Source organism: Winogradskyella psychrotolerans (assembly GCF_018860565.1).
Classification (GTDB): Bacteria; Bacteroidota; Bacteroidia; order Flavobacteriales; family Flavobacteriaceae; genus Winogradskyella; species Winogradskyella damuponensis.
The window spans coordinates 213,986-240,637 of record NZ_JAHKPS010000013.1; the positions used below are offsets into that span (position 1 = coordinate 213,986).

Annotated in this window: 18 protein-coding genes; 13 read left to right on the forward strand and 5 right to left on the reverse strand. The window is 33.3% G+C overall.

Going from position 1 to position 26,652, the window contains the following annotated elements; genetic code table 11:
- The first annotated feature begins 52 nt into the window (after positions 1-52).
- Entirely contained in the window at positions 53-3,721 is a 3,669-nt protein-coding gene (purL, locus tag KO504_RS05570; protein ID WP_215925338.1) for a phosphoribosylformylglycinamidine synthase, read from the forward strand.
- Positions 3,711-4,466 (forward strand): hypothetical protein, encoded by a 756-nt coding sequence (locus KO504_RS05575; protein WP_215925339.1) that lies wholly within the window; start codon positions 3,711-3,713, stop codon positions 4,464-4,466. Before purL ends, KO504_RS05575 begins: the two co-directional genes overlap by 11 nt.
- Positions 4,467-4,607: 141 nt before the next feature.
- Here the strand turns inward: KO504_RS05575 and KO504_RS05580 are convergent, their stop codons facing one another.
- Positions 4,608-7,241, reverse strand: a complete 2,634-nt coding sequence (locus KO504_RS05580; protein ID WP_215925340.1) for a chondroitinase-B domain-containing protein — start codon at positions 7,239-7,241, stop codon at positions 4,608-4,610.
- A 235-nt stretch (positions 7,242-7,476) separates the two neighbouring features.
- Between KO504_RS05580 and KO504_RS05585 the strand changes: the two genes are divergently transcribed.
- The 3 genes from KO504_RS05585 to KO504_RS05595 all read left to right on the forward strand — a co-directional run bounded on the left by KO504_RS05585 (position 7,477) and on the right by KO504_RS05595 (position 10,852).
- Positions 7,477-9,252, forward strand: a complete 1,776-nt coding sequence (locus KO504_RS05585) for an AMP-dependent synthetase/ligase (RefSeq protein WP_215925341.1) — start codon at positions 7,477-7,479, stop codon at positions 9,250-9,252.
- Between the two features lie 115 nt (positions 9,253-9,367).
- Positions 9,368-9,808, forward strand: coding sequence for a hypothetical protein (locus KO504_RS05590; protein WP_215925342.1), 441 nt, complete (start codon positions 9,368-9,370; stop codon positions 9,806-9,808).
- 3 nt (positions 9,809-9,811) lie between these two features.
- Positions 9,812-10,852 (forward strand): response regulator transcription factor, encoded by a 1,041-nt coding sequence (locus tag KO504_RS05595; protein ID WP_215925343.1) that lies wholly within the window; start codon positions 9,812-9,814, stop codon positions 10,850-10,852.
- A 15-nt stretch (positions 10,853-10,867) separates the two neighbouring features.
- Here KO504_RS05595 and KO504_RS05600 read toward each other — a convergent pair whose 3' ends face one another.
- Together KO504_RS05600 and KO504_RS05605 are read right to left on the reverse strand one after the other, a co-directional pair.
- Positions 10,868-11,434 carry a dual specificity protein phosphatase family protein gene (locus KO504_RS05600; RefSeq protein ID WP_215925344.1) on the reverse strand — a complete coding sequence of 189 codons (567 nt, stop codon included), beginning with the start codon at positions 11,432-11,434 and terminating at the stop codon, positions 10,868-10,870.
- 4 nt (positions 11,435-11,438) lie between these two features.
- Positions 11,439-13,394, reverse strand: a complete 1,956-nt coding sequence (locus tag KO504_RS05605) for an LTA synthase family protein (RefSeq protein WP_215925345.1) — start codon at positions 13,392-13,394, stop codon at positions 11,439-11,441.
- Between the two features lie 172 nt (positions 13,395-13,566).
- Between KO504_RS05605 and KO504_RS05610 the strand changes: the two genes are divergently transcribed.
- The 5 genes from KO504_RS05610 (at position 13,567) to KO504_RS05630 (ending at position 19,971) form a co-directional block, all read left to right on the forward strand.
- A complete protein-coding gene (locus KO504_RS05610) occupies positions 13,567-14,022 on the forward strand; it encodes a MarR family winged helix-turn-helix transcriptional regulator (RefSeq protein WP_215925346.1) in 456 nt (151 codons plus the stop codon).
- A 1-nt stretch (position 14,023) separates the two neighbouring features.
- On the forward strand, positions 14,024-16,432 hold the full coding sequence (locus tag KO504_RS05615; RefSeq protein WP_215925347.1) for a 3-hydroxyacyl-CoA dehydrogenase/enoyl-CoA hydratase family protein: 2,409 nt from the start codon (positions 14,024-14,026) through the stop codon (positions 16,430-16,432).
- A gap of 78 nt (positions 16,433-16,510) precedes the next feature.
- On the forward strand, positions 16,511-17,704 hold the full coding sequence (locus KO504_RS05620) for an acetyl-CoA C-acyltransferase (RefSeq protein WP_215925348.1): 1,194 nt from the start codon (positions 16,511-16,513) through the stop codon (positions 17,702-17,704).
- A gap of 60 nt (positions 17,705-17,764) precedes the next feature.
- Positions 17,765-18,121 (forward strand): four helix bundle protein, encoded by a 357-nt coding sequence (locus KO504_RS05625; protein ID WP_215925349.1) that lies wholly within the window; start codon positions 17,765-17,767, stop codon positions 18,119-18,121.
- A gap of 41 nt (positions 18,122-18,162) precedes the next feature.
- Positions 18,163-19,971 carry an acyl-CoA dehydrogenase family protein gene (locus tag KO504_RS05630; protein WP_215925350.1) on the forward strand — a complete coding sequence of 603 codons (1,809 nt, stop codon included), beginning with the start codon at positions 18,163-18,165 and terminating at the stop codon, positions 19,969-19,971.
- Positions 19,972-20,046: 75 nt separating this feature from the next.
- Here KO504_RS05630 and KO504_RS05635 read toward each other — a convergent pair whose 3' ends face one another.
- Positions 20,047-21,459, reverse strand: coding sequence for an N-acetylmuramoyl-L-alanine amidase (locus tag KO504_RS05635; protein WP_215925351.1), 1,413 nt, complete (start codon positions 21,457-21,459; stop codon positions 20,047-20,049).
- Positions 21,452-21,838 (reverse strand): BlaI/MecI/CopY family transcriptional regulator, encoded by a 387-nt coding sequence (locus tag KO504_RS05640; protein WP_354667382.1) that lies wholly within the window; start codon positions 21,836-21,838, stop codon positions 21,452-21,454. The genes KO504_RS05635 and KO504_RS05640 overlap by 8 nt, the downstream gene beginning before the upstream one ends.
- A gap of 90 nt (positions 21,839-21,928) precedes the next feature.
- Between KO504_RS05640 and KO504_RS05645 the strand changes: the two genes are divergently transcribed.
- From KO504_RS05645 to KO504_RS05655, 3 genes are all read left to right on the forward strand, one after another.
- Positions 21,929-23,527 carry a nuclear transport factor 2 family protein gene (locus KO504_RS05645; RefSeq protein ID WP_215925353.1) on the forward strand — a complete coding sequence of 533 codons (1,599 nt, stop codon included), beginning with the start codon at positions 21,929-21,931 and terminating at the stop codon, positions 23,525-23,527.
- Positions 23,528-24,102: 575 nt separating this feature from the next.
- Positions 24,103-25,251, forward strand: a complete 1,149-nt coding sequence (locus KO504_RS05650; RefSeq protein WP_252723624.1) for a DUF6265 family protein — start codon at positions 24,103-24,105, stop codon at positions 25,249-25,251.
- Between the two features lie 13 nt (positions 25,252-25,264).
- Positions 25,265-26,611 carry a M28 family peptidase gene (locus KO504_RS05655; RefSeq protein ID WP_215925354.1) on the forward strand — a complete coding sequence of 449 codons (1,347 nt, stop codon included), beginning with the start codon at positions 25,265-25,267 and terminating at the stop codon, positions 26,609-26,611.
- Positions 26,612-26,652: the final 41 nt, after the last annotated feature.

Here is a 26,652-nt window from a genome sequence, read left to right on the forward strand (position 1 = left end):
TAAAAAAAGTAAATTTGCATTTTACTAAACACAACTCAAACACACGACATAAATGATTCATTTCTTCGGAAACCAAAACAGCAAGGTATTTGCTGTTCAAGCAACAAAAGAATTATCAACAGAAACCGTCTCAAAATTGACATGGTTATTTGGCGACCAACCAAAAATAGAACAAGCATCTCTCGATGCTTTTTTTGTTGGACCTAGAGCAGCAATGATTACTCCTTGGAGTACAAACGCTGTTGAAATCACTCAAAACATGGGAATTTCTGATATCCTAAGAATTGAAGAATTCACTTCAGTTCCTAAAGATTTCAAAGATTACGACCCTATGATTTCTGAAAAATATCAAAGTTTAAATCAAGATATTTTCAAAATTGATATTCAACCAGAAGCCATTCTTAATATTGAAAACATTTCAGAATACAACCAACAAGAAGGCTTATCTCTTAGTGATGAAGAAGTTGACTATTTAGAAAGCGTTTCTAAAAAAATAGGTCGACCATTAACCGATTCTGAAGTTTTCGGCTTCTCTCAAGTCAATTCTGAGCACTGTCGTCATAAAATTTTCAATGGAACCTTTGTGATTGATGGAGAAGAAAAAGAAACGTCGTTATTCAAACTTATAAAAGAAACATCGAAACAACATCCTAACGATATTGTTTCAGCATATAAAGACAATGTTGCCTTTATAAAAGGACCTGTTGTTGAGCAATTTGCACCAAAACGCGCGGATGTTCCAGATTACTATACAACTAAAAATTACGAATCTGTAATTTCATTAAAAGCAGAAACCCACAATTTCCCAACAACTGTTGAGCCATTTAATGGCGCTGCAACAGGTTCTGGTGGTGAAATTAGAGATCGATTGGCTGGCGGAAAAGGCTCTTTACCATTAGCCGGAACAGCCGTTTACATGACCTCATACTCGCGATTAGAAGAAGAACGTCCTTGGGAAAAAGCCTTCCCTGAACGTAAATGGTTGTACCAAACACCAATGGACATTTTAATAAAAGCCAGTAATGGTGCCTCTGATTTTGGAAATAAATTTGGGCAACCGCTTATCTGTGGTTCTGTTTTAACCTTTGAACACCAAGATCAAAATGGTAAGATTGGTTACGACAAAGTCATTATGCAAGCTGGTGGTATTGGCTACGGAAAAGCAAATCAAGCGTTAAAAGATACACCTCAAGAAGGCGACAAAATCGTGATTCTTGGTGGTGATAATTATAGAATCGGAATGGGAGGAGCTGCAGTGTCCTCAGCAGATACAGGAGCTTTGGCTTCAGGCATCGAATTAAATGCTGTACAACGTTCTAACCCAGAAATGCAAAAACGTGCTGCCAATGCGGTTCGTGGCATGGTAGAAAGCGATGAAAATTTTATTGTGTCTATTCACGATCATGGAGCTGGTGGACACCTTAACTGTTTATCTGAACTTGTTGAAGATACAGGAGGAAACATTGATTTAGACAAATTACCTGTTGGAGACCCAACATTGTCTGCAAAAGAAATTATTGGTAACGAATCTCAAGAACGTATGGGGTTAGTAATTGCCGATAAACACTTAGAAACATTACATAAAATAGCCGACAGAGAACGTTCTCCAATTTACGATGTTGGTGAAGTTACAGGAAAACACCGCTTTACTTTCGAATCTAAAACTACTGGCGAAAAACCAATGGATTTAGCCTTAGAAGATATGTTTGGAAGCTCTCCAAAAACCATAATGAACGATATTACGGTTGAAAAAAATTATGGAGGTATTTCTTATGACACGAATAAATTCTACGATTATCTAGACCAAGTATTACAACTAGAAGCTGTCGCCTCTAAAGATTGGTTAACAAATAAAGTAGACCGCTGTGTTGGTGGTAAAGTGGCCAAACAACAATGTGTTGGTCCTTTACAAATTCCTTTAAATAATGTTGGAGTAATGGCACTCGATTTTAAAGGTAAAGAAGGGATTGCAACCTCTATTGGGCACTCTCCTATTTCAGGATTAATTAATCCGGATGCAGGAAGTCGCAACTCTATCGCAGAAGCGTTAACCAACATTATTTGGGCACCTTTAAAAGATGGACTTAAGAGTGTGTCTTTATCCGCAAACTGGATGTGGCCTTGTAAAAATGAAGGTGAAGATGCGCGTTTGTATGAAGCGGTAAAAGCAATTTCAGAATTTTCAATCGATTTGGGAATTAATGTTCCAACAGGAAAGGATTCCTTATCCATGAAGCAAAAATATCCTGATGGTGATGTCATTTCTCCAGGAACCGTAATTATTTCTGCGGCCGGAAACTGTAATGATATTACGAAAGTTGTGGAGCCTGTTTTTCAAAAAGGAAAAGCATCTATTTATTATATTAATGTATCACAAGATACGTTTGAATTAGGTGGAAGTTCATTCGCACAAATTAATAACAAAATTGGAAATACCACACCAAACATAAAAAGTGCGGCTTACGTTAAAACGGTATTTAATACCATTCAAAATTTAATAAAAGACAATCAAATTGTTGCTGGTCATGATGTGGCTTCTGGTGGATTAATAACCACACTTTTAGAAATGTGTTTTGCAGATACTAATTTAGGAGCTGAATTAGATATCACTAGCTTAAACGAAAAAGATGCATTTAAAGTTTTATTTGCTGAAAACGCAGGACTAGTTTTTCAGTCTGAAAATGATTCAATTGAAGAAGAATTATCTAAAGCTAATATTGAATTTCATAAACTAGGAAAAGTTACTGAAAGTGATGTTTTAGGCATTATAAATGGAGATCAAGTTTTTACCATGACAGTTTCGAGATTAAGAGACATGTGGTTTAAAACCTCTTTCCTACTCGATCAAAAACAAACCGCAAATGGTTTAGCCAAAGACCGATTTGATAATTATAAACATCAAGCTTTAGACTTTACCTTCCCAAGTCATTTTACAGGAAAATTAAAAGATACGCTTGGCACAACCAACACACGACCAAAAGCCGCTATTCTTAGAGAAAAAGGTTCAAATTCTGAACGCGAAATGGCAAATGCGATGTATTTAGCTGGTTTTGATGTGAAGGATGTGCATATGACCGATTTAATTTCAGGAAGAGAAACCCTTGAAGATATTCAGTTTTTAGGAGCTGTTGGTGGTTTTAGTAATTCTGATGTTTTAGGTTCTGCTAAAGGTTGGGCCGGAGCTATTAAATATAACGACAAAGCCAATAAAGTAATTAATGATTTCTTTAAGCGCGAAGACACATTGTCTGTTGGTATTTGTAATGGCTGTCAATTAATGATGGAACTCGATTTAGTAAATCCAGAACACGAGGTTCACGGAAAAATGACGTATAATGATTCTCATAAGCACGAAAGTGGCTTTACGTCTGTGAAGATTCAAAAGAATAATTCTGTGATGCTATCTTCTCTAGAAGGTGCTACTTTAGGAGTTTGGATTTCTCATGGTGAAGGAAAATTCAAATTGCCTTATACGGAAGACCAATACAATATCGTAGCCAAATATGGGTATGCAGATTATCCTGCAAATCCTAATGGTTCAGATTTTAATACAGCTATGTTAACCGATAAAACCGGAAGACATTTAGTAACGATGCCACATATTGAACGTTCTATTTTTCAATGGAACTGGGCTAATTACCCAGCAGGACGAAAAGATGACGTATCACCATGGCTTGAAGCTTTTGTGAATGCTAGAAAATGGATTACCAATGAAATTTAAGCTGTTTGTTTTTTTATTATGTTTTTCATTATTAGGATACTCACAGATAAAAAAGCCTAAGTATTATCTACAATATGCTAAAGACACGCTGTATTCTGATGTTGAATACTTTAACATTTCTAAAAAACAACACAATATTAAATTAAAAAGCAAACTATTTTCTAGCCTGAGGTACGAAAATGACACACTGGTCTTACACCGCCTTAGGCATTCATACCTATTTGGAAAACTAGATAGTATAAAACGAAATCAACTTTTTCTACTTTTTTCAAATAGAAATAAAATTGATACAACAAAAATTATGGTCATCCACTATCAAGATACCTTGAAAAAAATAAGTGAATTTCCAGAAAAATCGGGCGTTGTTTATAATAAAGATAGCACATCTCATAGACATGCAATCAGTCATTCTGACTATGTAAAAAATCAGAGGGCCTGTACTAAAAATTTACGTAAAAAAAATACGTCAGAGGTGTATCATTTCTTTAAACACAATAATGGTCATCCATTAACCTATAAAAAAGAGAGATGGTATAAAGATTATTTTGGTATAATAAATGAGTTATTTAGAGATTATAAGACTAGATTTCATACCATAGTAATTCATCCCAATGGAGACTTTTTTTGCATGAATTATACTGACGGTAATAATAAGTTGCTTTCAGATATCGCCAAAGGAAAACGATGGGAGAAACATAAAAATGATTTTTTTGAAAAATTAGACTATTTGAATTCTATAAAATAGCTCAAAAGTTTAAATGAACTATTGCATATTTTGAATGTTCAATCATTAATCTTTTACCTATAAAAAAAGCTTTTACACAATGTAAAAGCTTTTTTTTAAATAGTTTTAAAAACACTAAAACTATTATAACATGATTTGCTATTAATCTGTTACTATTATAAATTTAGAAATATCAACTCCTTTTAAATTAGAAAGGTTTAGAATATAAGTTCCGCTTGCAATACTTGAGACATCTATTGAAGTTTCTGAGTTTAAAAACGCTACTTTTTTATTCAAAATTAACTGACCTTCTAAACTGTATATTTTTGCAAACTCTATTTCTGTAGCATTTAAAAGCTTAATCGTTAAGCTATTTTTTACTGGATTAGGGTAAATTGAAATATTGTCTTTCAAATCAACCTCACCTAAAGACAACGCTGAAGTACCAAAAAATTCTATTTCGGTAATGTTAGACCAAACACTTGTTCTATTATTTCCTGCTGTATTAAATCTTCCAAAACTTAACAATTTCACGTAACGCGCATTTGCCGATACTTCGTATTGATCAAAATCATCTCTTGTTCCCGTTGTTGTTGTTATTAATAACTCGTTTGTTGTTGGTAAAAGCATTGTAAAATCTGAAGGTGCTGTTCCTGTTGTAGAAACCCAAATTTGAATGCCATAAGGGTCAGACTTATCATCTGTAGCTATCTGTATTAAATCAAGTTCATACTCATCATTTAAATCGTAAATTACATATTCTCCGTCACCCTTATAATCACCAGGTAAAACATCTCCATCTGCTGCTGTCCATTGTGTTCCTGTATCTTTATCTAAAGTGTTATTTGCATAATTTGTTTTTGGAGGATCTGCATCAAGATCTACTTGCTCTTGTGAGAACGAATGAATAGTAACCGGATCGTCACCTAAACCTGTATTAATAAGGTTATATAGATCTGTTAAATCAGCCCCGTTTTGAGTTATATGTAATTGTCTTACAATTACATTTTCTCCAGATGTTTGAGTAAAAGTTACTGAACCTGTTCTACTACTAGTATCTTCATTATCGGTTACAGATACTACAACTGTAGCATCACCTGTACCTAAATTAATATCAATAGATATCCATGGATCATTGGAAACAGCTACCCAACTTATATTTGCATTCACAGAAACATCATAATTAGAAGCTTCAGAATCAAGCACAGGCAAACTACTCACTGTTAATGATTCTGGTATTTCAATGGTACAATCTCCATCAATTATACTCGCTCCTAAATTATTTAAAAAACAAGCTCCAATGCCTTGACCAACCATAGCATCCGTTGTTGGAGCATAAACACCCATATCAGCTCCTTTGCCTACAGAGCCAAGTCCTGAAAATGTAAAAATTTCTCCAACAGAAGTCACCATAATTCCTGACTCTTCAGAAAAACCAAGATTAGTAGCTCCCAATGTAGCGCCTGCATAAACATTTCCACTGTAATTTAAAGTTGTGCCTAGGTTAGCATATGCATTGTCGGTATCTCCACTAATAACATTGGAGATATTTGGATTGCCCGCAGTGAAATAAATTAAATTATTAGAAACTGTTCCAGTTGGGTCTGTTGACCCTTTATCTGTGTTATAATATAATGGAGCATTAGTGTTTATAATTGTATTATTAGAAATACTTATATTTTCCACTTTCTGATAATCGCTTGAAGTATTATCAGAAGAACATGACACATCGTTATTAGCACTTCCACCTAAAAATGTAATACCGTTATTCCACTTTGCCTGATCAACCACTGTTATACAGTCTTGAATATAATTATTAGTAATTGTATGCTCACTATCTACAATTCTAACACCTCCTGTACCGTCTACATTTTCACCTAAAAAGTAATTCCCTTCTACTGTTGCATTAGAACCGTGTCTAAGCACTAAAGACCCTCTACTTCTTCTAAATGTATTATTAATATAAGAGTTGTTTTTACTTTTATTAGTAATAATTTCATTTTCACCATCTGCCTGAACAAAATAATTATTACTTACCATTACGCTACTATCAACATTCTGATAAGAACTAGTACCAATACGTATGGTTTCACTATCACCAGCATTAGTTAAATTAGAATCAATTTTTTCATAGTTATAGAAGTAGTTATTACTAATTGTATGACCAACAATATCGCAACTCGTATTTATTTCAGGCTCACCATCTTCAACAGGAGGATACGCGTTATATGCTAATTCTACTAAAATCATATTTCCTGCATTAGATTTATTCATAAACGAACAATTAATTACAGTATTATACGTGCCGTACAGCATAACCCAATTGTGTTTTTTACTTTGCCCGTCTACCTGATCTGCAGGATCAACAGTTAAGCCATTCATTGCACAATTTTGAATTGTACTATTATTAGCATAATCTTCCCCATCTCTGAATTCAATAACAACACTCGATCCATAACCTCCTTGCCAATAAAAACCATTAACAATAACATGATCTCCTCCAATACTCATTCTTAAACCACCTGTAAACTTTACTCCTCCTGGTGTTTCTGCTCTAAAAGTAATAGGCATATCTGCAGTACCTGTTGTAGGTGAAAATTTAATTCTATCATCTGAGTCATATACTCCATCTTGCAAAATAACAGTATCTCCTGCTGCAAGGGTTTCATTTAAGGCATCAAGATCTTCAGGATTACTAATAATGTATGTTTCTTGAGAAAACACACTAAATGTTGATAATAGCAATGTGCATATTGCAATAAAAATTGAAGTCTTAAAAGGGTAAAATGTTTTCATACTCGTATAAATTAAATATTGATTATTTTGATTGGTAAACCAATCTGGTAAACCAAATATACTTAAAAATATATAGTTTTAACAAAAAAACTTGACTAAAACTGCATAATTCACTAAACCATCATGTATTTAATAGGATTACCGTAAATAATCTAATAATATTTATTATACCCTTAGTTACGTTACTAATTATATATTTCATATTTTCGTAATACTACAACAAGAGTTTAATAATATGACAGAAGTAACACGCCTTTTTGATTTTCCTTATTACCAATTAAAACATAAACCAAACGCAAAATCCTTAGTTACCAAATACAACGGTAAATGGGAAGCTATATCTACACAAGAGTACATTGACAAATCCAACACAGTGAGCAGAGCATTGCTGCGTTTGGGTATTAAAAAAAATGATAAAATAGCTGTAATTTCTACCACAAACAGAACAGAGTGGAATATTATGGACATTGGAATTCTTCAACTTGGAGCTCAGAATATTCCTATATACCCAACTATAAGTGCAGAAGACTATGAGTATGTATTAAATCATAGTGAGTCTATCTATTGTTTTGTTTCGGATAAAGAAGTCTTAGAAAAGGTAAAAAAAGTTCAAGCTAATACAAGTATAAAAGAGATATACTCATTTAATCATATTGAGGGTTGTAAACATTACTCTGAGTTATTTGAATTAGGTAAAGACGAAAGTAATCAACCCGAAGTTGAAGCAAGAAAAGATGCTGTAAAACCTGAAGATTTAGCCACTATAATTTACACTTCTGGCACAACAGGCAAACCTAAAGGTGTTATGCTTTCGCATTGGAATATTACAAGTAACGCTTTAGACAGTTCTCCAAGAGTTCCTCTAGTAAAAGGCGAAAACCGTATCTTAAGTTTCTTACCTATCTGTCATATTTTTGAACGTCTCTTAATTTATGTTTATCAACATGCTGGTACTTCAATATATTTTGCAGAAGGCATTGATAAAATTGGTGAAAATGCTAAAGAAATAAAACCAAACTTAATGAGTGTTGTACCACGATTGCTTGAAAAAGTATTCGACAAAATAATGCTTAAAGGCGAAGAGTTAACAGGTATAAAAAAAGCCTTGTTTTTCTGGGCTGTTGGATTAGGAGAACGATGGGAACCCTATGGTGCAAATGGAGCATGGTATGAATTTCAACTAAAAATAGCAAACAAACTTATTTTTAGTAAATGGAGAGAAGCACTTGGAGGAGAACTAGGCACAATGGTTTCTGGCAGTGCTGCTTTACAACCTAGACTAGCAAGAATCTTTGGAGCAGCAAAAATGAGAGTTATGGAAGGTTATGGCTTAACAGAAACATCTCCTGTTGTTGCTGTTGGGTTATACAGGGACCATATGTACAGAGTTGGAACCGTAGGTAAACCTATAGATAATGTTGAAGTTAAAATTGCAGACGATGGTGAAGTCTTAATAAAAGGTCCTAATGTGATGATGGGCTATTATAAAGACCCAGAAAAAACTAATGAAGTTATGACTGACAATTACTTTCATACTGGTGATAAAGGTGAAATTGATGCCGATGGGTTTTTAAAAATAACTGGTAGAAAAAAAGAAATGTTTAAAACTTCTGGTGGAAAATATGTCATTCCTCCACTATTAGAAAACGACATGAAACAATCGCTTTTTATTGAACAAATTATGGTTGTTGGTGAAGGTGAAAAAATGCCAGCCGCTTTAATTCAACCAAATTTTGATTTTATTAGAGATTGGATAGATCATAAACAAAACGGTGTCGGAAAAACGGACGCTGAAATTGCCACTTCAGAAATTGTAATTAACCGCATTCAAAAAGAAATAGACAAATACAACAAAAACTTTGGAAAATGGGAACAAATTAAACGTTTTGAACTCACATCAGATGTATGGTCTATTGAAGGAGGACACCTTACTCCTACCATGAAAATGAAACGAAAAATTATAAAAGAAATCTATCAAGAACTCTATGACAAAATTTATAGACCGAAGTAATTACTATGGTTTAGCACCTTTTTAAAACTTTATTAGTACCTTTTTCATACGCTATAAACTTTAATACTTGTGATTTTGAAATAGTTTTGTAATATAAATTCTAAACTAAAATATTATGAAACATTTATTTTCTATTTCAATCTTTCTAATTGCATTATGTATTTCACATCCTACTATTGCTCAAAGTTCTACCTTTGATTTAAAAAGATCCATAAATCTAACTAGCAACGACAAGGATGATCAAAGTATTATTTTAAACGTCATAGAAAAAACATCTAGCTTAGGTCTCGATATTAATTGTAAAGTACTCTTAGGAAGTCTTAAAATAGAGATTTACAATCCTAAAGGCGAAAAACAAGGAGAATTTGCCGTTGAAAGTCAATTAAAAGAAAAATTACCCTTAAATTATGATGAAAGTCAAAATAGGGAACTTGTTGAAGGTAAAATTGAAAAAATAATCAGTGATCCCATCGCTGGCAAGTGGATTATTAAATTAATACCTACAAAAACCTATGCATCCATAAAGATTAATTCAAGATTTATAACACATAACTAAAAATTGAAACTAGCCAATCTACCTTTTAATGATCGCTATGTAAATTTACTAGCTACGTTTACTCTAATTCTTCTTTTTAACAGCAATAGTCTTTTCAGTCAGAATTTCTCAAATAATGAACCTAAAATTGAAGGTCACATTGTTTTAGACAGCATCTGGAAGCCTAAACTATATCTATCACATATTTCAGATTTTAGCAAAATGTACACCATGTCTCGTAGTATGATTATTGCAGAATCTGAAGTTGATAGCTCTGGGTATTTTAAATTTAACATAGACTACCTTCCTAAAAATGACAATTTATATCGACTTCATATATCTAAAAAAGGGGCATCAGATGCCTCAATAATCATAGGAGGTAAAGAGGAGAACCATTTCTTTATCGTTGCCAATAAAGCATCTAAAATTGAAATTTTCAACAACAATAAAACCTTTAGCGATGTAACTTTTAAAAGTGATGTAAAAAATAAAATTATTGATAAAGTAGACGATATTGTTAAACTCATAGACAGTACCAACTATAGTGCCACTAGAGTAAAAAGCGAGTTTGTTACTAATGCTTTTAATGAACAGCTCAGAAAAATTGCAGACACTTGCTCCTATCCTCTAGTATCTTTATATGCATTACAAAAAAGTAAATATGAGGTAGACATAGATAATAACACAGACTATTATCAAAATTTTATTGAAAAGTGGAAAAACGAAGACTCAGAATATTTTAAAACCTTTAAGTCAAAAGTTCCTAAAAGAAAAAACGCTTTCGACAGTAGAATACTCATTGCTTTGAGTATTCTTTTATCATTTGGATTAGGTTTTTTTATTAACGGAAAAATAAGAAAAAGACCTCATAAACAAACATTAGCTCTAAAGGCTCTTAGTGTACAAGAACGAAAAATTTATGCTTTATTAAAAGCCGGAAAATCTAATAAAGAAATTTCAGATGACATGAATATTGGCATAAGCACCGTAAAATCTCACGTGAGTTCTATATATCAAAAACTGAATGTAAAATCTCGAAAAGAAATCATCAACTTTAAAGATTAGATTAATCTTTAAGTCTTATTTACTGCTACGCTTCTTGTAGTTTTTAACAAATTCTCCTTTAGGTTTACCATCATCAAAAGAACTCCACTTAACTAAAACACGTGTTTCGTCTCGTGCTTCTTCATTTGGAATATCTTCATATTCCATTCTATAAATAGCAGAGAACAAAGGAGCTCGTCCTTCACCATGGTGACAATGAATCAAAACTGGATAATTAGTACTATCATCCATAATTTTTAAAAACTTATCTACTGTTGGTTGATCTGGCACTTGCCTTGATCCTACGTTATAATAATTAACATTACCAATCTTTTCAACAGCCTCTTTTTCTACGATTAATTGTTCTGGAATCTCAGGATTGTTTACAAGATCATCAGTACCAGGAAATCTTAAATCAATAACACTTTTAATATTATGTTTAGTAATATAATCTTCTAATTCATCAGGAGGAATTACTCCAGATTTATAAACCTTACCCTCTGAGATAGCTTTAAAATTATAGTTTAAATTTACATCATAATAAAATTTAGCAGCGCCAATGATAACGATAGCTAAAACAAACAATCCTATTTTTTTCTTCATATACTTAATTTTTTAAGCTTAGTTTTTTATCGATAATTCTATCGTAGTAATCTTTAACATAGGCTTTACAAATGTTTTCAATTTGAGACATTTCAGCATTTTTGTTTCCAATAAGGTTGTTTTTCAAGCCTTTATCTGAAATATCATAAAATCCTTTAGCTCTCTTTCCATCAAATATACAAATATAATTTCCCATCTGAAATTGATAATGTGAACTCCCATAATTAATTGTAAATGGCTTAGTTGAATCTGTAGAGTCCACTAAACTTCGCCCCCAACTTCTAAATGGCTTCTTATACCCTATCATATCTAAAACCGTTGGATAAATATCAATTTGTTGTGCCAAATCCATATTAACGCCTGCCATGGAATTGTCCGGTTTATAAATCAAAATTGGAACCGTATTTCGGTTAATAGGTTTATAATACATGTCTTTATAATACACTTGATTACCATGATCTGCAGTAATAATAAAAATGGTATTATCAAACCATGGTTCTTTTTTAGCTTCTTCAAAGAATCGTTTAAAAGCATAATCGGTATAGCCAACACATTGATGCATAGGGACATTTCCAATTGGAAATTTGCCTTCATATTTTTTAGGAATAACATAAGGTTCGTGAGACGAAACGGTAAAAACAGTTGCAAAAAAGGGTGTTTCCATATCATCAATATTCTCCTTCATATACTGTAAAAAAGGCTCATCCCAAATTCCCCATGCACCATCAAAATCATCGTCATTGTTATAATCTTCACGCCCTAAATACGAATCAAACCCCAATATATTACTAAAACCTAAAAAGCCCATAGAACCTCTTGCTGCTCCGTGAAAAAATGTCGAATTATAACCTTCACTATTCAATATTGAAACCAAAGATTGAATCTCCTGTTTGGAATATGCCGAAGATGTAAATGCATCTTTAAACGAAGGAATCCCTGATAAAATAGAAGACATACCATGAATTGACTTACTTCCATTGGCAAAAGCATTTGGAAAAATTAAACTTTTTCCGGCTAGCGAATCTAAAAAAGGAGTATAACTTACGTAGTTGGGTATATTGTATTCTGTATTAAAAGCACCTAGATACTCACGACCAAGGCTTTCTGTAATTATTAATACAATATTAGGTTTTGATTTAGGATTATTTGAATATTGTTTAATTGGCTGTACATATTTGTCTACAACTGCCTGATCCATTTCATACCCCACTTTTTTAAAAGAATTGGCATTGAATGTGCGGATAAAAGCAAATGGAGAATTCAAAACCAAATCTGCTTGTTCTATTTTTTGAACATGCCTATTGGCATCTACAAGATTAATTGGCCTGGTGCTCTTCTTAAAATCTCCTCCTCTTATGCCACCAATAGTTAAAACTGTTACAATGCAAAAAACAACTAACGACTGTAATACATAAATTAAATTTTTCTTAGTCGTGAGTTTTGATTTATCAACAGAAGCTATATTCACTTTTCTATATAAGTAGACCCAAAGTGATGAAGTCAAAACAAACAGTAAAAAAACATGCCAATAATCAATTAAAAACCTAAAAAACATACCTCCTTTATCTGTTTCGTGCTTCACCACATCTAAAACAACTATCGTGGTACGACTAAAGGTGTATTTATAATAAATGAAATCTACAAAATTGATGGCATAAGCAATTAGGTTTGTAACAAAATACACATAAAATAAAACCTTTTGATAGCTCTTTTTAGTGTTTATAAATAAAGGCAAAAATGACATTAACAAAAACAAACTATTCACATATAAAATAGCTGTTGTGTCAAATGCTAATCCATGGTATTGAATTTTAAGAAACTCTGTAACAGACTCAACATGCAATAAATCAAAATTGTAAATAAGAAACAAAACTCTAGCAATGAAGTAAAAAAGGTAAACTAAAAAAAGTCTGTAAAAAAATACTTTATATTCTTGAAATCTATAAACCGAGTTGTTCAATGTAATGCGTAGTTATTTGCAAAATGCTGTTAATAATACTAATGAGACAAATTTAATGTAATTATTTAAAAAGCCTTCAAAATCCATATATCAAAAAATTATATACAATTTACGCTAAAATACTATGCGTGCATAGTATTTTTTTACTATCTTTGGTTTTCAAACATTATACATGAAAGATAAAACCATTGACTACGTCCTTAGAACCACATGGTTAGCTGTCAATAAAATGTACAACGAAGAAGCGTCTGAATTTGGAACCACTATGGCAACAGGTTTTACATTATTGAGTATTGATCCAGAAAAAGGAACCCCTTCAACTTCTTTGGGACCAAAAATGGGAATGGAAGCAACAAGTCTTTCTAGAACTTTAAAAACTATGGAAGCCAAAGGCTTAATAGAACGTAAACCAAATCCCGAAGATGGCCGTGGAGTCCTTATTTTTTTAACTGATTTTGGTAGAGAAAAAAGAGCTTTATCAAAAGAAAAGGTTTTAACCTTTAATGAGGCTATTAAAAATAATGTCTCTTCAGAAGAACTGACAAATTTTTACAAAGTTGCAGAAATCATTAATAATATGATTTCCAACAAACAGATATACAATAAAAAAGAACACATTTTAAAATAAGATGAGTAAACGAAGAATAAAAAAAATAGCAATTATTGGATCCGGAATTATGGGAAGCGGTATCGCTTGTCATTTCGCCAATATTGGTGTAGATGTTTTATTATTAGACATTGTACCAAGAGAACTTAACGACAAAGAGAAAGCAAAAGGTTTAACTTTAGAAGACAAAGTCGTACGAAACAGATTAGTAAACGATGCCTTAACAGCATCTTTAAAATCGAAGCCCTCTCCTATTTATAGTCAATCTTTTGCAAGTCGAATTACTACAGGAAACTTAGAAGACGATATCGCTAAAGTAGCTGATGTAGATTGGATTATGGAAGTTGTAGTAGAAAGACTTGATATTAAACAACAAGTTTTTGAAAAGCTAGAAAAATACCGTAAACCAGGTACGTTAATTACATCTAACACCTCTGGTATTCCTATTAAGTTTATGAGTGAAGATCGTAGTGACGATTTCCAGAAACATTTCTGTGGTACACACTTCTTTAATCCTGCACGATATTTAAAATTGTTTGAAATCATTCCTGGTCCAAAAACAGACCAAGCGGTATTAGATTTCTTAAATGAGTATGGCGAAAAATTCTTAGGAAAAACAGCTGTTATCGCTAAAGACACTCCTGCATTTATCGGAAACAGAATCGGAATTTTTAGCATTCAAAGTTTATTTCACACGGTTAAAGATTTAGATTTAACCATTGAAGAAGTAGATAAATTATCAGGCCCCGTAATTGGTCGTCCAAAATCAGCAACCTTCCGTACGGTTGATGTGGTTGGTTTAGATACTTTAGTTCATGTCGCTAATGGCATCAGAGAAAACTGTCCTAAAGATGAACGTTTAGAGTTATTCAAATTACCAGATTTCATCAATACCATGATGGAAAACAAATGGTTAGGAAGTAAAACAGGACAAGGATTTTACAAAAAAGTAAGAAAAGAGGATGGTTCTTCTGAAATTTTATCATTAGACTTAAATACCTTAGAATACAGAGCTTCAAAAAAAGCTAAGTTTGCCACTTTAGAATTGACTAAAACGGTAGATAAAGTTGTAGATCGTTTCAAAATATTAGTAAAAGGTAAAGACAAAGCTGGTGCATTCTACAGAAAGAGTTTTGCTGCTTTATTTGCTTATGTTTCAAATCGTATTCCAGAAATCACAGACGATTTATATAAAATTGATGATGCCATGAAGGCTGGTTTTGGATGGGAACATGGTCCTTTCCAAATTTGGGATGCTATCGGAGTTGAAAAAGGTATCGAAATGATGAAAGCAGAAGGTTTAGAACTAAATGCTTGGGTAAATGAGATGTTAACCTCTGGAAGTACATCTTTTTACACTGTAAAAGATGGAGCGACTTATGCTTATGATATTCCTAAAAAATCACAAGAGAAAATTCCTGGTCAAGATGCATTTATCATCTTAGATAACATCAGAAAAACAAACGAAGTGTTTAAAAACTCTGGAGTGGTCATTGAAGATTTAGGTGATGGTATCCTTAACTGTGAATTCCAATCTAAAATGAACACCATTGGTGGAGATGTTCTCGCAGGATTAAATAAAGCTATTGATTTAGCCGAAAAAGATTTTGCTGGTTTAGTAGTAGGTAACCAAGCCGCAAACTTCTCTGTTGGTGCAAACATCGGCATGATTTTTATGATGGCAGCAGAACAAGAGTATGACGAGCTTAACATGGCTATCAAATATTTCCAAGATACCATGATGCGTATGCGTTATTCATCAATCCCAACAATTTCTGCACCTCACGGCATGGCTTTAGGTGGTGGATGTGAATTATCATTACACGCAGATAAAGTCGTTGCGGCAGCAGAAACTTACATGGGACTTGTAGAGTTTGGTGTTGGTGTAATTCCTGGTGGTGGTGGTTCTAAAGAAATGGCTTTAAGAGCATCAGACACCTTCAGAAAAGGAGATGTACAATTAAATGTTTTACAAGAGTATTTCTTAACTATTGGTATGGCTAAAGTATCAACTTCTGCTTACGAAGCCTTCGATTTAGGATTACTTCAAAAAGGAAAAGATGTTGTTGTGGTGAATAAAGACCGTCAGATAGCCGTTGCAAAACAACACGCTATGTTAATGGCTAATTCTGGTTATACGCAGCCTGTAAAACGAAATGATGTTTTAGTACTTGGGAAACAAGCTTTAGGTATGTTCTTAGTAGGAACAGATTCAATGGAAGATTCGAATTACATTTCTGAGCACGATATGAAAATCGCAAATAAACTAGCATACGTTATGGCTGGCGGCGATTTATCAGAACCTACTAAAGTAACAGAGCAATACCTACTAGATATTGAACGTGAAGCCTTTTTGTCTCTTTGTACCGAAAGAAAAACATTGGAGCGTATTCAACATATGTTAACCAAAGGAAAACCGTTAAGAAATTAGACAACTTAGATTCTCAGATTTCTAGACGCTTAGAAATCTAAAATATCAAAAAATCTAATTATCTAAAAATCTAAAATTATGAAAACAGCATATATAGTAAAAGCATACAGAACCGCAGTTGGTAAAGCACCAAAAGGCGTGTTCCGTTTTAAAAGAACAGATGAATTGGCAGCAGAAACCATCAAGTATATGATGAAGGAATTGCCAGGTTTAGACCCAAAGCGTATTGACGATGTTATTGTTGGTAACGCAATGCCAGAAGGTTCTCAAGGATTAAATATGGCACGTTTAATCTCTTTAATGGGATTAGAGATTGTGGATGTTCCCGGAGTAACTGTCAACCGTTTTTGCTCTTCTGGAGTAGAAACCATTGGTATGGCAACTGCAAAAATACAAGCCGGAATGGCAGATTGTATTATTGCTGGTGGAGCAGAAAGCATGAGTGCGGTGCCAATGACAGGTTTTAAGCCAGAATTGAATTACGACGCTATTGTAAAAGCAGGTCACGAAGATTATTATTGGGGCATGGGAAATACGGCTGAAGCTGTTGCAAAACAGTTCAACGTATCTCGTGAAGATCAAGATGAATTCGCCTACAATTCGCACATGAAAGCGTTAAGAGCGCAAGCTGAAAACCGTTTTCAAGATCAAATAGTACCAATTGAAGTTGAGCAAACGTACATTGATGCGAACGGAAAGAAAGCTACAAAATCTTATACAGTTACTAAAGATGAAGGCCCTCGTGCAGGAACAAGTAAAGAAGCTTTAGCAAAACTTAGAGCAGTATTTGCTGCAGGAGGTAGTGTTACTGCTGGTAACTCATCACAAATGAGTGATGGAGCTGCTTTTGTAATGGTAATGAGTGAAGACATGGTGAAGGAATTAGGTTTAGAGCCAATTGCAAGAATGGTAAACTATGCTGCAGCAGGTGTTGAACCTCGTATTATGGGAATTGGCCCAGTTAAAGCAATTCCAAAAGCATTAAAACAAGCAGGATTAAAACAAGATGATTTAAGTTTAATTGAATTAAACGAAGCATTTGCATCTCAATCTTTAGCGGTAATCAGAGAACTAGATTTAAACCCAGATATTATTAACGTTAATGGTGGTGCCATTGCATTAGGTCACCCATTAGGATGTACTGGAGCAAAACTATCGGTACAGTTATTTGATGAAATGCGTAAACAAAATATGCAAGGTAAATATGGTGCTGTAACCATGTGTGTTGGTACTGGTCAAGGAGCTTGTGGAATATTTGAATTCCTTAATTAACAATTAAGACCTCATAACCAAGAGTCAAGATTAATAAAAAGACGACAAAGACAATAGACTATGCATAATTTCAAGAAATTAAAAATTTGGAATGAAAGCATGGCATTAGTTTCAGAATCTTATAAAATCACTAGGAATTTTCCAGATTTTGAAACTTATGGATTAACGAGTCAAATGAATCGATGCGCTGTATCTATTCCTTCTAATATATCGGAAGGCACAAGTAAAAGTTCAAACAAACATTTTGCTCAATATTTAGAGTACAGTTTAGGCGCTACTTTTGAATGGAAAACACAACTGAATGTTGCTTTTAATGAAAACTATATTTCAGAAGAAAAATTTAAAGAATTAGAAGACAAAATAAAACAAATACAAAAAATGATTTCAAGTTTCAAATCCGGACTTAAGTGGTCTTGATTCTTGGTTCTAGAAATCTTAAAATCTAATAACAAAAAAAAATGGCAGATACAGAAAAAGACATCCTACGTGGAGGTCAGTTCTTAGTAAAAGAAACAAATTGTGAAGATGTGTTTACTCCTGAAGATTTTTCAGAAGAACAAACCATGATGAAGGCATCCGTAATGGAATTTAACGATCGTGAAATCATACCTCATAAGCCTCGTTTTGAAGCTAAAGATTATGCATTAACCGAAGAGGTAATGCGTAAAGCTGGTGATATGGGCTTTTTAAGTGTTGCCGTTCCTGAAGCTTATGGCGGGATGGGAATGGGTTTTGTATCTACAGTATTAACTTGTGATTATATCTCAAGTGGTACAGGTTCTTTTAGTACAGCTTTTGGTGCACACACAGGAATTGGTACTATGCCAATTACATTATATGGTACCGAAGAACAAAAACAAAAATACGTTCCTAAACTAGCCTCTGGAGAGTGGTTTGGAGCGTATTGTTTAACAGAACCAGGAGCTGGATCTGATGCCAATTCTGGTAAAACAACAGCAACGCTTTCAGAAGACGGAAAATCGTATAAAATTAACGGTCAAAAAATGTGGATCTCAAACGCAGGGTTCTGTAGTTTGATGATTGTTTTTGCTCGTATTGAAGATGATAAAAACATTACAGGTTTCATCGTAGAATATGATGGAGATAATCCTAACGGTATTGTTTTAGGTGAAGAAGAACACAAATTAGGTATTCGTGCCTCTTCTACGCGTCAAGTATTTTTTAATGATACAGTTGTACCTGTAGAAAATATGTTAGCAGGTCGTGGTGAAGGTTTTAAAATTGCCATGAATGCGCTTAATGTTGGTCGTATTAAATTGGCTGCGGCTTGTTTAGATTCACAACGTCGTATTTTAACTACTGCTGTAAACTACGCTAATGAACGTAAACAATTTAAAACTCCTATTGCAAACTTCGGAGCTATTAAAACCAAATTAGCCGAAATGGCAGCTAGTGCTTATGCTGGTGAATCTGCAACTTACAGAGCTGCAAAAAACATTGAAGATCGCATTGCTTTGCGTGAAGCGGCTGGGAATTCGCATCAAGAAGCAGAACTTAAAGGGGTTGAAGAATATGCTATTGAATGTTCTATCTTAAAAGTTGCTGTATCTGAAGATGTACAAAATGCTGCAGATGAAGGTATTCAAATTTTTGGTGGTATGGGATTCTCTGAAGAAACTCCTATGGAGTCGGCTTGGAGAGATGCGCGTATCGCTCGTATATATGAAGGCACTAACGAAATCAACAGAATGTTAGCTGTTGGTATGTTAGTAAAAAAGGCAATGAAAGGTCATGTAGACTTATTAGGTCCTGCTCAAAAAGTACAAGAAGAATTAATGGGCATCCCGTCTTTTGATACTCCAGATTATTCTGAATTATTTTCAGAAGAAAAAGAAATGATTAAGAAGCTTAAAAAAGCCTTTTTAATGGTTGCAGGTGGAGCTGTTCAAAAATTTGGACCTCAACTAGAAGAACACCAACAGTTATTAATTGCTGCTGCAGATATCTTAATTGAAATCTATATGGCAGAATCGGCAATTTTAAGAACAGAGAAAAACGTAAAACGTACTAGTGAAGCAGAACAATCTGCACAAATCGCGATGGCGAAATTATATTTATATCACGCTGTAGATATCGTTGAAGAAAAAGGAAAAGAAAGTATTATTTCTTTTGCTGAAGGAGACGAACAACGTATGTTATTAATGGGACTTAAGCGTTTTACAAAATATACAAACTATCCAGATATCGTAGATTTACGTATTGAGATCGCAGAAAAAGTAAAAGCAGAGAATAAGTACTGCTTTTAAAAATTTAGGTTAAGTTGAATGGTTAAAAGCCAACACTTCCGATTCATGATTTTCGGTTGTGTTGGCTTTTTTAATTTAGTTACTCTTTCTAATTTCTTCTAATCCTTCAAAAATTGAAGCTGCTATTTGCTTTTGACGATCCGCATTCATCAAAACCTTATGATCCTCTTCATTCGTAATAAATCCGAGTTCTAAAAATACACCAGGACTATTGATATGTCTAAAAATATACATAGGCACTGTTTTAAGTCCGCGATTGGTTGAAAATAATTCCATCTGGTTTTCTAATAAAATCTTGCCAAATGCATAAGACTTATCCTTAAACTCGTCTTTGTCGTTGTAGTAAGCCTCTACTCCATTTGTCAATGGATTTGAATGCGCATTGGCATGTAAACTTACAACTAGATCTGCATTTTGCGTATTAATAAATTCAACACGTTCTTTTAATGTGGTAAATGTATCCTCAGTTCTTGTGGTAATAATTCGGATATTATCACTACTTAAAAGAGATAACTGATTAGAAATATTTAAAACAATATCCTTCTCATCTAAATTACCAGAATCATGTCCTCCATGACCTGCATCTATAACAACTACGAGCGGTTCTTTTAAGTCTTTGTAAGAACTAAAGACAAAGATGCCCGCAAAAAGTAGGATAACAGATATAATGTTTAAAGTTCGTTTGAATACTGATGATTTTGATTGATGTAACATAATAATTCGATTTTTGATTTGAATGAAATTAAATCCGCTGGTTAGAGGAACGCGGTTTTCCTTTTGTCCTAAATTGATAATGGTATTAGAATAATTTTCAATATCAATGCCTGATAAGACGGACTTTTCATCAGCGATAAATTCGTGATTTTGTAAGACTGCTTTCTTATACAACCAGATAAATGGATTAAACCAAAACACACAACTCAATAATTCTAATAGTATAATATCTATCGTATGTAATTCTTCACTATGTACAGTTTCATGTGCAATAATACTTTCGTAATCACCTATAGATAGTGCGTTATATTTAGGAATAAATATATAATTGAAAAAACTAGACACCATATTAGAGTCCTGAATTTTTATTAGTTTAAGATGGTCTATTGTTTCATATTCCGATCTAGTAAGTTTGTATATCTGAAGTAGATTCTTTGAAAATCGAATGATGAATAAAAAAGAAATTAGGCCATAAATAATCTTAACTGGATTGGCACGATAAGGATTAACAATTACCTCCTCTCCTATTGTGACATTATCTACAGTATCTATTATAGCGTTTGTCTCAGTAAATTTATCTAACTGAATTTGTGTAATACTTGGAACGGCTTTAAATAGTTCAAATTCTAAAAATGGAGCCACAAGACATAGCACCAAAGCGCTTAAAAGAAAAAAACGATTAAACTGAAATGTCTTTTGTTTTCTGAGTAACAAAACATAAAGCACATATGAGCAGCCGAGACTAATAATGGTATATACAAAATAACTAATCATTGGCTTTCTTTTGATCCATTTTCTGCTTTAACAACGCTTGAAGTTCCTCTAATTCTTGCATCGATAAATCGGCATTTTTGGCAAAAAACGACGCAAACTGTGCTTTAGAATCATTAAAAAAATGCTGAATCATTCCATTAACTTGTTTCGTAAAATAATCGTTCTTTTTAAGAATTGGAAAATATTGTTTGTCTCTTCCTAAACGCTCAAACCCTATATATTCTTTATCAGTCATACGTTTCAATAAGGTTGAAATCGTTGTATATGCAGGCCTTGGCTCAGGAAATTTCTCGACGATGTCTTTCATAAATCCTTTTTCAAGCATCCACAAATACTTCATGATTTGAAGCTCAGATTTATTCAGTTGTTTTATATCCACAGTTATAGTTCTAATACTACAAATGTAGTAACAAAGAATTATCATGCAAATTATTTATAAATTTATATCTTTAAAAAAAACTTTTATAAAATGCGATACATCCTAACTATCTTATGTTTAATACCTGTTTTGGCATTTTCTCAGTCCAACACCGAAATATTCTTAGGAGATATAACAACAGCGAACTCAAAAATTAAATTGAGTAATGTTAAAAACATTTCTAACAACGAAGGCTACGACAATCAACCTTCTTTTTTAGATGAGCGTTATATTGTTTTTGCGTCAACAAGAGCTGGACAAACCGATATTGCAAAATATGATACACGTTATAATGGCAAAATCTGGATTAATTTTACTGATGGTAGCGAGTATTCACCTCTAAGAATCCCAAATCAACAAGAATTTTCTGCTGTACGCTTAGATAAAGACGGAAAACAACGCTTGTATGCTTATAATTTAAGTAATGGTGAATCTAATCTCCTTATTAAAGACTTAGTCGTTGCATATTACACTTGGGCTGATGAAGAAACTGTTGTATCTGCCGTAATAGAGGACGAAAAACTTAATCTTTATGTCACAAATATCATCAGTGGTATAAGTACAAAATATGCTTCAAATGTTGGACGTTCATTTCACAAAATTCCGAATTCCGATTTAGTCAGTTTTATTTCAAAAACTAATGCAAACCAATGGCAAATAAAATCACTAAACCCTAAAACAGGTAAGATTAAACTTATCGCTAATACCCTAAAAAATGTAGAAGATATTTGTTGGTTAGATAGTAAAACCTTGCTTTTAGGCAAAGACAATATTCTATATAAATTAAGACTACAACGTGATAATAATTGGAAAAAAATAGCAGATTTATCAACTAACGGCATTACAAAAATAACGCGTTTAGCAACAAATGTTTCTGGGACAAAATTACTTTTAGCAGGAGACATTCCTGCAGATAATTCAGCAATAGAAACTCCGGAAGAAACCACTAAGGAGAATACTGAAGCTGAAATCATAGCAATGGAGAAAGCAGCTGCTAAAATTGTACAAAAATATATTGATCCCTATAACAATAGAAAGTTAGATGAACTTGCCTTTGCTTTCGATGCCAATGTTATTGTTAACAGATTTCCTAGAGCTAAAATGTACTCTGGCCGTACTACATTAAGAGAAAGTTACAAGCAATTTTTTAAGAAAAACGAAAAATCAAGTGTCAAGGTTATCAATAGAATGACACATAAAAATATGGTTGTAGATGAAGAATTAGTGACTATAAATAACACAACCAATAGACAAGTTACAATTTATGAAACTGATGCTGATAATATTAACGTCGTGACATATATTAGCAACTCTAAAACAAATTCTAACCCAGAGTATATTGTAAACGACCAATTAGAAGCCTATAACAACAGAGACATTAATGGTTTTACAAAAACTTATACCAATGATGTTATGCTATTTTCGTTTCCATATACTCTAAACTCTGAAGGACAAGACGCCTTAAAAAAGCAATATGCTTCTTTTTTTAAAAGCACACCCGATTTAAACACAGAAATAGTTAATAGAATTGTAATAGGTAATAAAGTAATTGACAAAGAAAAAGTACGTGTAAATGGTAAAATCATTTATGCCATTGCTATTTACGAAATTAGAAACGATTTAATTTCTAGAGTTACTTTTATTCAATAATACAACAAAGCGAACTTGAAGATCAAAAAAAGACTGAATCGATAAAAGAACTTTTAGCCACGCTTGACACTAAACTTTCAACCACCAAAGCTTTATTATTAAAAACACTTCACATACTCGAAAAAAGCTCTGGTCTATATATTAATAAGGATGGCGAAATAGGCTGATGCTATTTTCTAAAGCCAAGTTTTAAATTTAGGTGATTCGCACCCAAACCGATTCAAATACAATACACAATATCACATCAATATGTGATTGACAGCCGCTATAGATTAAACTATTTTTAAGTAATCCATTACTCTAAATTAATGAATTATTATACATATATAAATAAAATTAAAATCTATAAAGGGTTAGTCAGTCATTATAATTACTGCTGCCATTGAACAAAGTTTATTCGAGGTTTCCACACCTACACTAGCTATATTTTTTTATCATTTCAAAAATATCAGCCTAGATATTTAAAAATGTAAGTCGCGCTATTAGTCTTTTAGCAATAGGACTTATTATTTTGTTTATAACCGGTTTGTACCATGTAATTTTTATATTTACTTGATCATATAAAAACGAGCTCAATGAAACACTTACTGTTCTTACTAATTGCTTTTACATTACCAAGTAAAGCACAAACAAGTAAAGTGCTTGAGCCCAAACTAGAAAACATTGCATGGATTGCTGGCACATGGCATGGTGAAGCTTTTGGTGGCATCACTGAAGAAATCTGGAGCGAACCTTCTGGCGGTTCTATGATGGCAACGTTTAAATTAATTAACGACGGAAAAGTCACCTTCTACGAAATTGAAGTCATAAGAGAAGTCGAAAATTCATTAATTCTTCAATTAAAACATTTCGGCCCAGATCTTAAAGGCTGGGAAACGAAAGATGAAACCGTTGATTTTCCTTTAATAGAAATCACAGAAAATAAAGTGGTTTTTGAAGGCATATCCTTTGAAAAAATTTCAGATAGTGAAATGAATGTCTATGTGGATATCGAAGACAACGGAAAAACTGAAACCGTAAAATTCAATTACAAAAAAACTTTAAAAAACAGCAAACCACTGAAACAGCTGATTAAAGTTAAACATGCAAAAGAAAACATAAATATTGATGGTATTGCCAATGAAAGTATTTGGAAAAATTCAGAATGGCATCAACTCGATCAGTTATGGTTAGGTGAAGCCTATACCGCGGACGATTTTAAAGGACGATACAAGTTATCTTGGACTAAAGATGCCCTTTATCTTTTGGCAGAAATACAAGATGATATTATTACAGACACTCACAAAGACCCTCTTGTAGCGTGGTGGGACGATGATTGTTTAGAAGTATTTATTGATGAAGACAATAGTGGTGGCGAACATCAATTTAATCATAATGCCTTTGCTTATCATATTGCTTTAGACGGAAATGTCGTTGATATGTCGACAAAAAGAGAAGGTAAATTATATAATTCACATATAGAATCTAAACGAAACGTTACAGGAAACACCACCTTATGGGAAGTCAAAATAAAATTATTTAACGATACCTATAAAGACGATATGGATAATCTGCCTACAACCTTACAAGCGAATAAAAACATAGGTTTTGCTCTTGCCTACTGTGACAACGACAGTAGTTTAGAACGTGAAAATTTCATAGGGTCAATTCCTGTAGAAGGTGAAGATAAAAATCGTGGTTGGATTGATGCCAATATTTTCGGAACTTTACAATTAATCGATTAACAACTTCAACATAATGAAAATCGCAATCAGCTCAGTATTTCTAATGGTTTCTATTGTACTAGGTGCACAAACCGACCAAAATATTTATGACATCATTGATGCTGTTTCGGAAGAACGTTTAAAAAAAGACGTACAAACGTTAGTCAACTTTGGAACACGACACACCTTAAGCGACACCATTTCTAAAACTCGTGGTATTGGAGCTGCGCGTCGTTGGATAAAATCTGAATTTGAAACCATTTCTAAAGATTGTAACGATTGCTTAGAGGTGTTCTACCAAAAGGATTTAGTAAAAAAAGGAGAGAATCAACGTATCGTTAAAGATGTGATGGTCGTTAATGTTGTAGCCATTCAACGTGGTACGAAATATCCAAATTGCTATATCATAATGAGTGGTGATATCGATTCTAGAGTCTCTGATCCAAATGATTTTACTTCAGATGCACCAGGTGCAAATGATAATGCCACAGGAATGGCAGGTGCTATTGAAGCTGCTAGAGTATTGTCTCAATATAAGTTTGAGAATAGTATTATCTATGTGGGACTGTCTGGTGAAGAACAAGGTTTGTTTGGAGGGCAAGGTTTAGCAAAATATGCGAAGGAGTATCATTGGGATATTATTGGAGTTTTAAATAATGACATGATTGGAAATATCTCTGGAGTCGATGGTGTGATTGATAACCGCACTTTCCGAATTTTCTCAGAACCTATAACAACGTCGGAAACAGATCCTGAAACATTAGCAAAACAAGCGAGAGCCAGACGTTTTTATGGTGGTGAAGTTGATGGTATTTCGCGTCAGTTGGCACGATTTGTATATAAAACAACAAAAACCTACATGCCAGAGATGAACCCAATGCTGGTTTATCGCTTAGATCGTTTTGGACGTGGAGGTCATCATAGACCTTTTAATGATGCGGGCTTTGCTGGTATCCGAATTATGGAAGCTCACGAAAACTATACGCAACAGCATCAAGATATTCGTACAGAAAATGGGATTGCATACGGAGACACTTTTGAGCATGTTAACTTTCCGTATTGCAAGAAATTAACCACTGTCAATGCCATTACTATGGCAAGCCTTGCTTCTGCTCCACCGTCTCCAACCGAAGTTAGTATTGGTGGTATTGTGGAAGCCTCTGCTAAATTACAATGGAATAACGTTGAAGGTGCCAAAGGTTATAAAATCTATTGGAGAGATACCACTTCGCCAACTTGGGACCACAGTCGTTATGTAGAAAACATTACAGAGTTTACCTTAGATGGTATTGTTATTGATAATTTCTTTTTTGGCGTGGCCGCTGTAAGTGCAGATGGCCATGAGAGTGTTGTTGTGTTTCCAAATAAAATTTTAAGATAAAAACTACGTTAAATTAGTGAAACACTAAACTAATTATACCA

Bases quoted from the DNA above. Each gene is read 5' to 3' on its own strand.
- purL (WP_215925338.1), top strand. From the start codon at position 53: ATGATTCATTTCTTCGGAAACCAAAACAGCAAGGTATTTGCTGTTCAA.
- KO504_RS05575 (WP_215925339.1), top strand. From the start codon at position 3,711: ATGAAATTTAAGCTGTTTGTTTTTTTATTATGTTTTTCATTATTAGGA.
- KO504_RS05580 (WP_215925340.1), bottom strand. From the start codon at position 7,241: ATGAAAACATTTTACCCTTTTAAGACTTCAATTTTTATTGCAATATGC.
- KO504_RS05585 (WP_215925341.1), top strand. From the start codon at position 7,477: ATGACAGAAGTAACACGCCTTTTTGATTTTCCTTATTACCAATTAAAA.
- KO504_RS05590 (WP_215925342.1), top strand. From the start codon at position 9,368: ATGAAACATTTATTTTCTATTTCAATCTTTCTAATTGCATTATGTATT.
- KO504_RS05600 (WP_215925344.1), bottom strand. From the start codon at position 11,434: ATGAAGAAAAAAATAGGATTGTTTGTTTTAGCTATCGTTATCATTGGC.
- KO504_RS05610 (WP_215925346.1), top strand. From the start codon at position 13,567: ATGAAAGATAAAACCATTGACTACGTCCTTAGAACCACATGGTTAGCT.
- KO504_RS05615 (WP_215925347.1), top strand. From the start codon at position 14,024: ATGAGTAAACGAAGAATAAAAAAAATAGCAATTATTGGATCCGGAATT.
- KO504_RS05620 (WP_215925348.1), top strand. From the start codon at position 16,511: ATGAAAACAGCATATATAGTAAAAGCATACAGAACCGCAGTTGGTAAA.
- KO504_RS05625 (WP_215925349.1), top strand. From the start codon at position 17,765: ATGCATAATTTCAAGAAATTAAAAATTTGGAATGAAAGCATGGCATTA.
- KO504_RS05630 (WP_215925350.1), top strand. From the start codon at position 18,163: ATGGCAGATACAGAAAAAGACATCCTACGTGGAGGTCAGTTCTTAGTA.
- KO504_RS05635 (WP_215925351.1), bottom strand. From the start codon at position 21,459: ATGATTAGTTATTTTGTATATACCATTATTAGTCTCGGCTGCTCATAT.
- KO504_RS05645 (WP_215925353.1), top strand. From the start codon at position 21,929: ATGCGATACATCCTAACTATCTTATGTTTAATACCTGTTTTGGCATTT.
- KO504_RS05650 (WP_252723624.1), top strand. From the start codon at position 24,103: ATGAAACACTTACTGTTCTTACTAATTGCTTTTACATTACCAAGTAAA.
- KO504_RS05655 (WP_215925354.1), top strand. From the start codon at position 25,265: ATGAAAATCGCAATCAGCTCAGTATTTCTAATGGTTTCTATTGTACTA.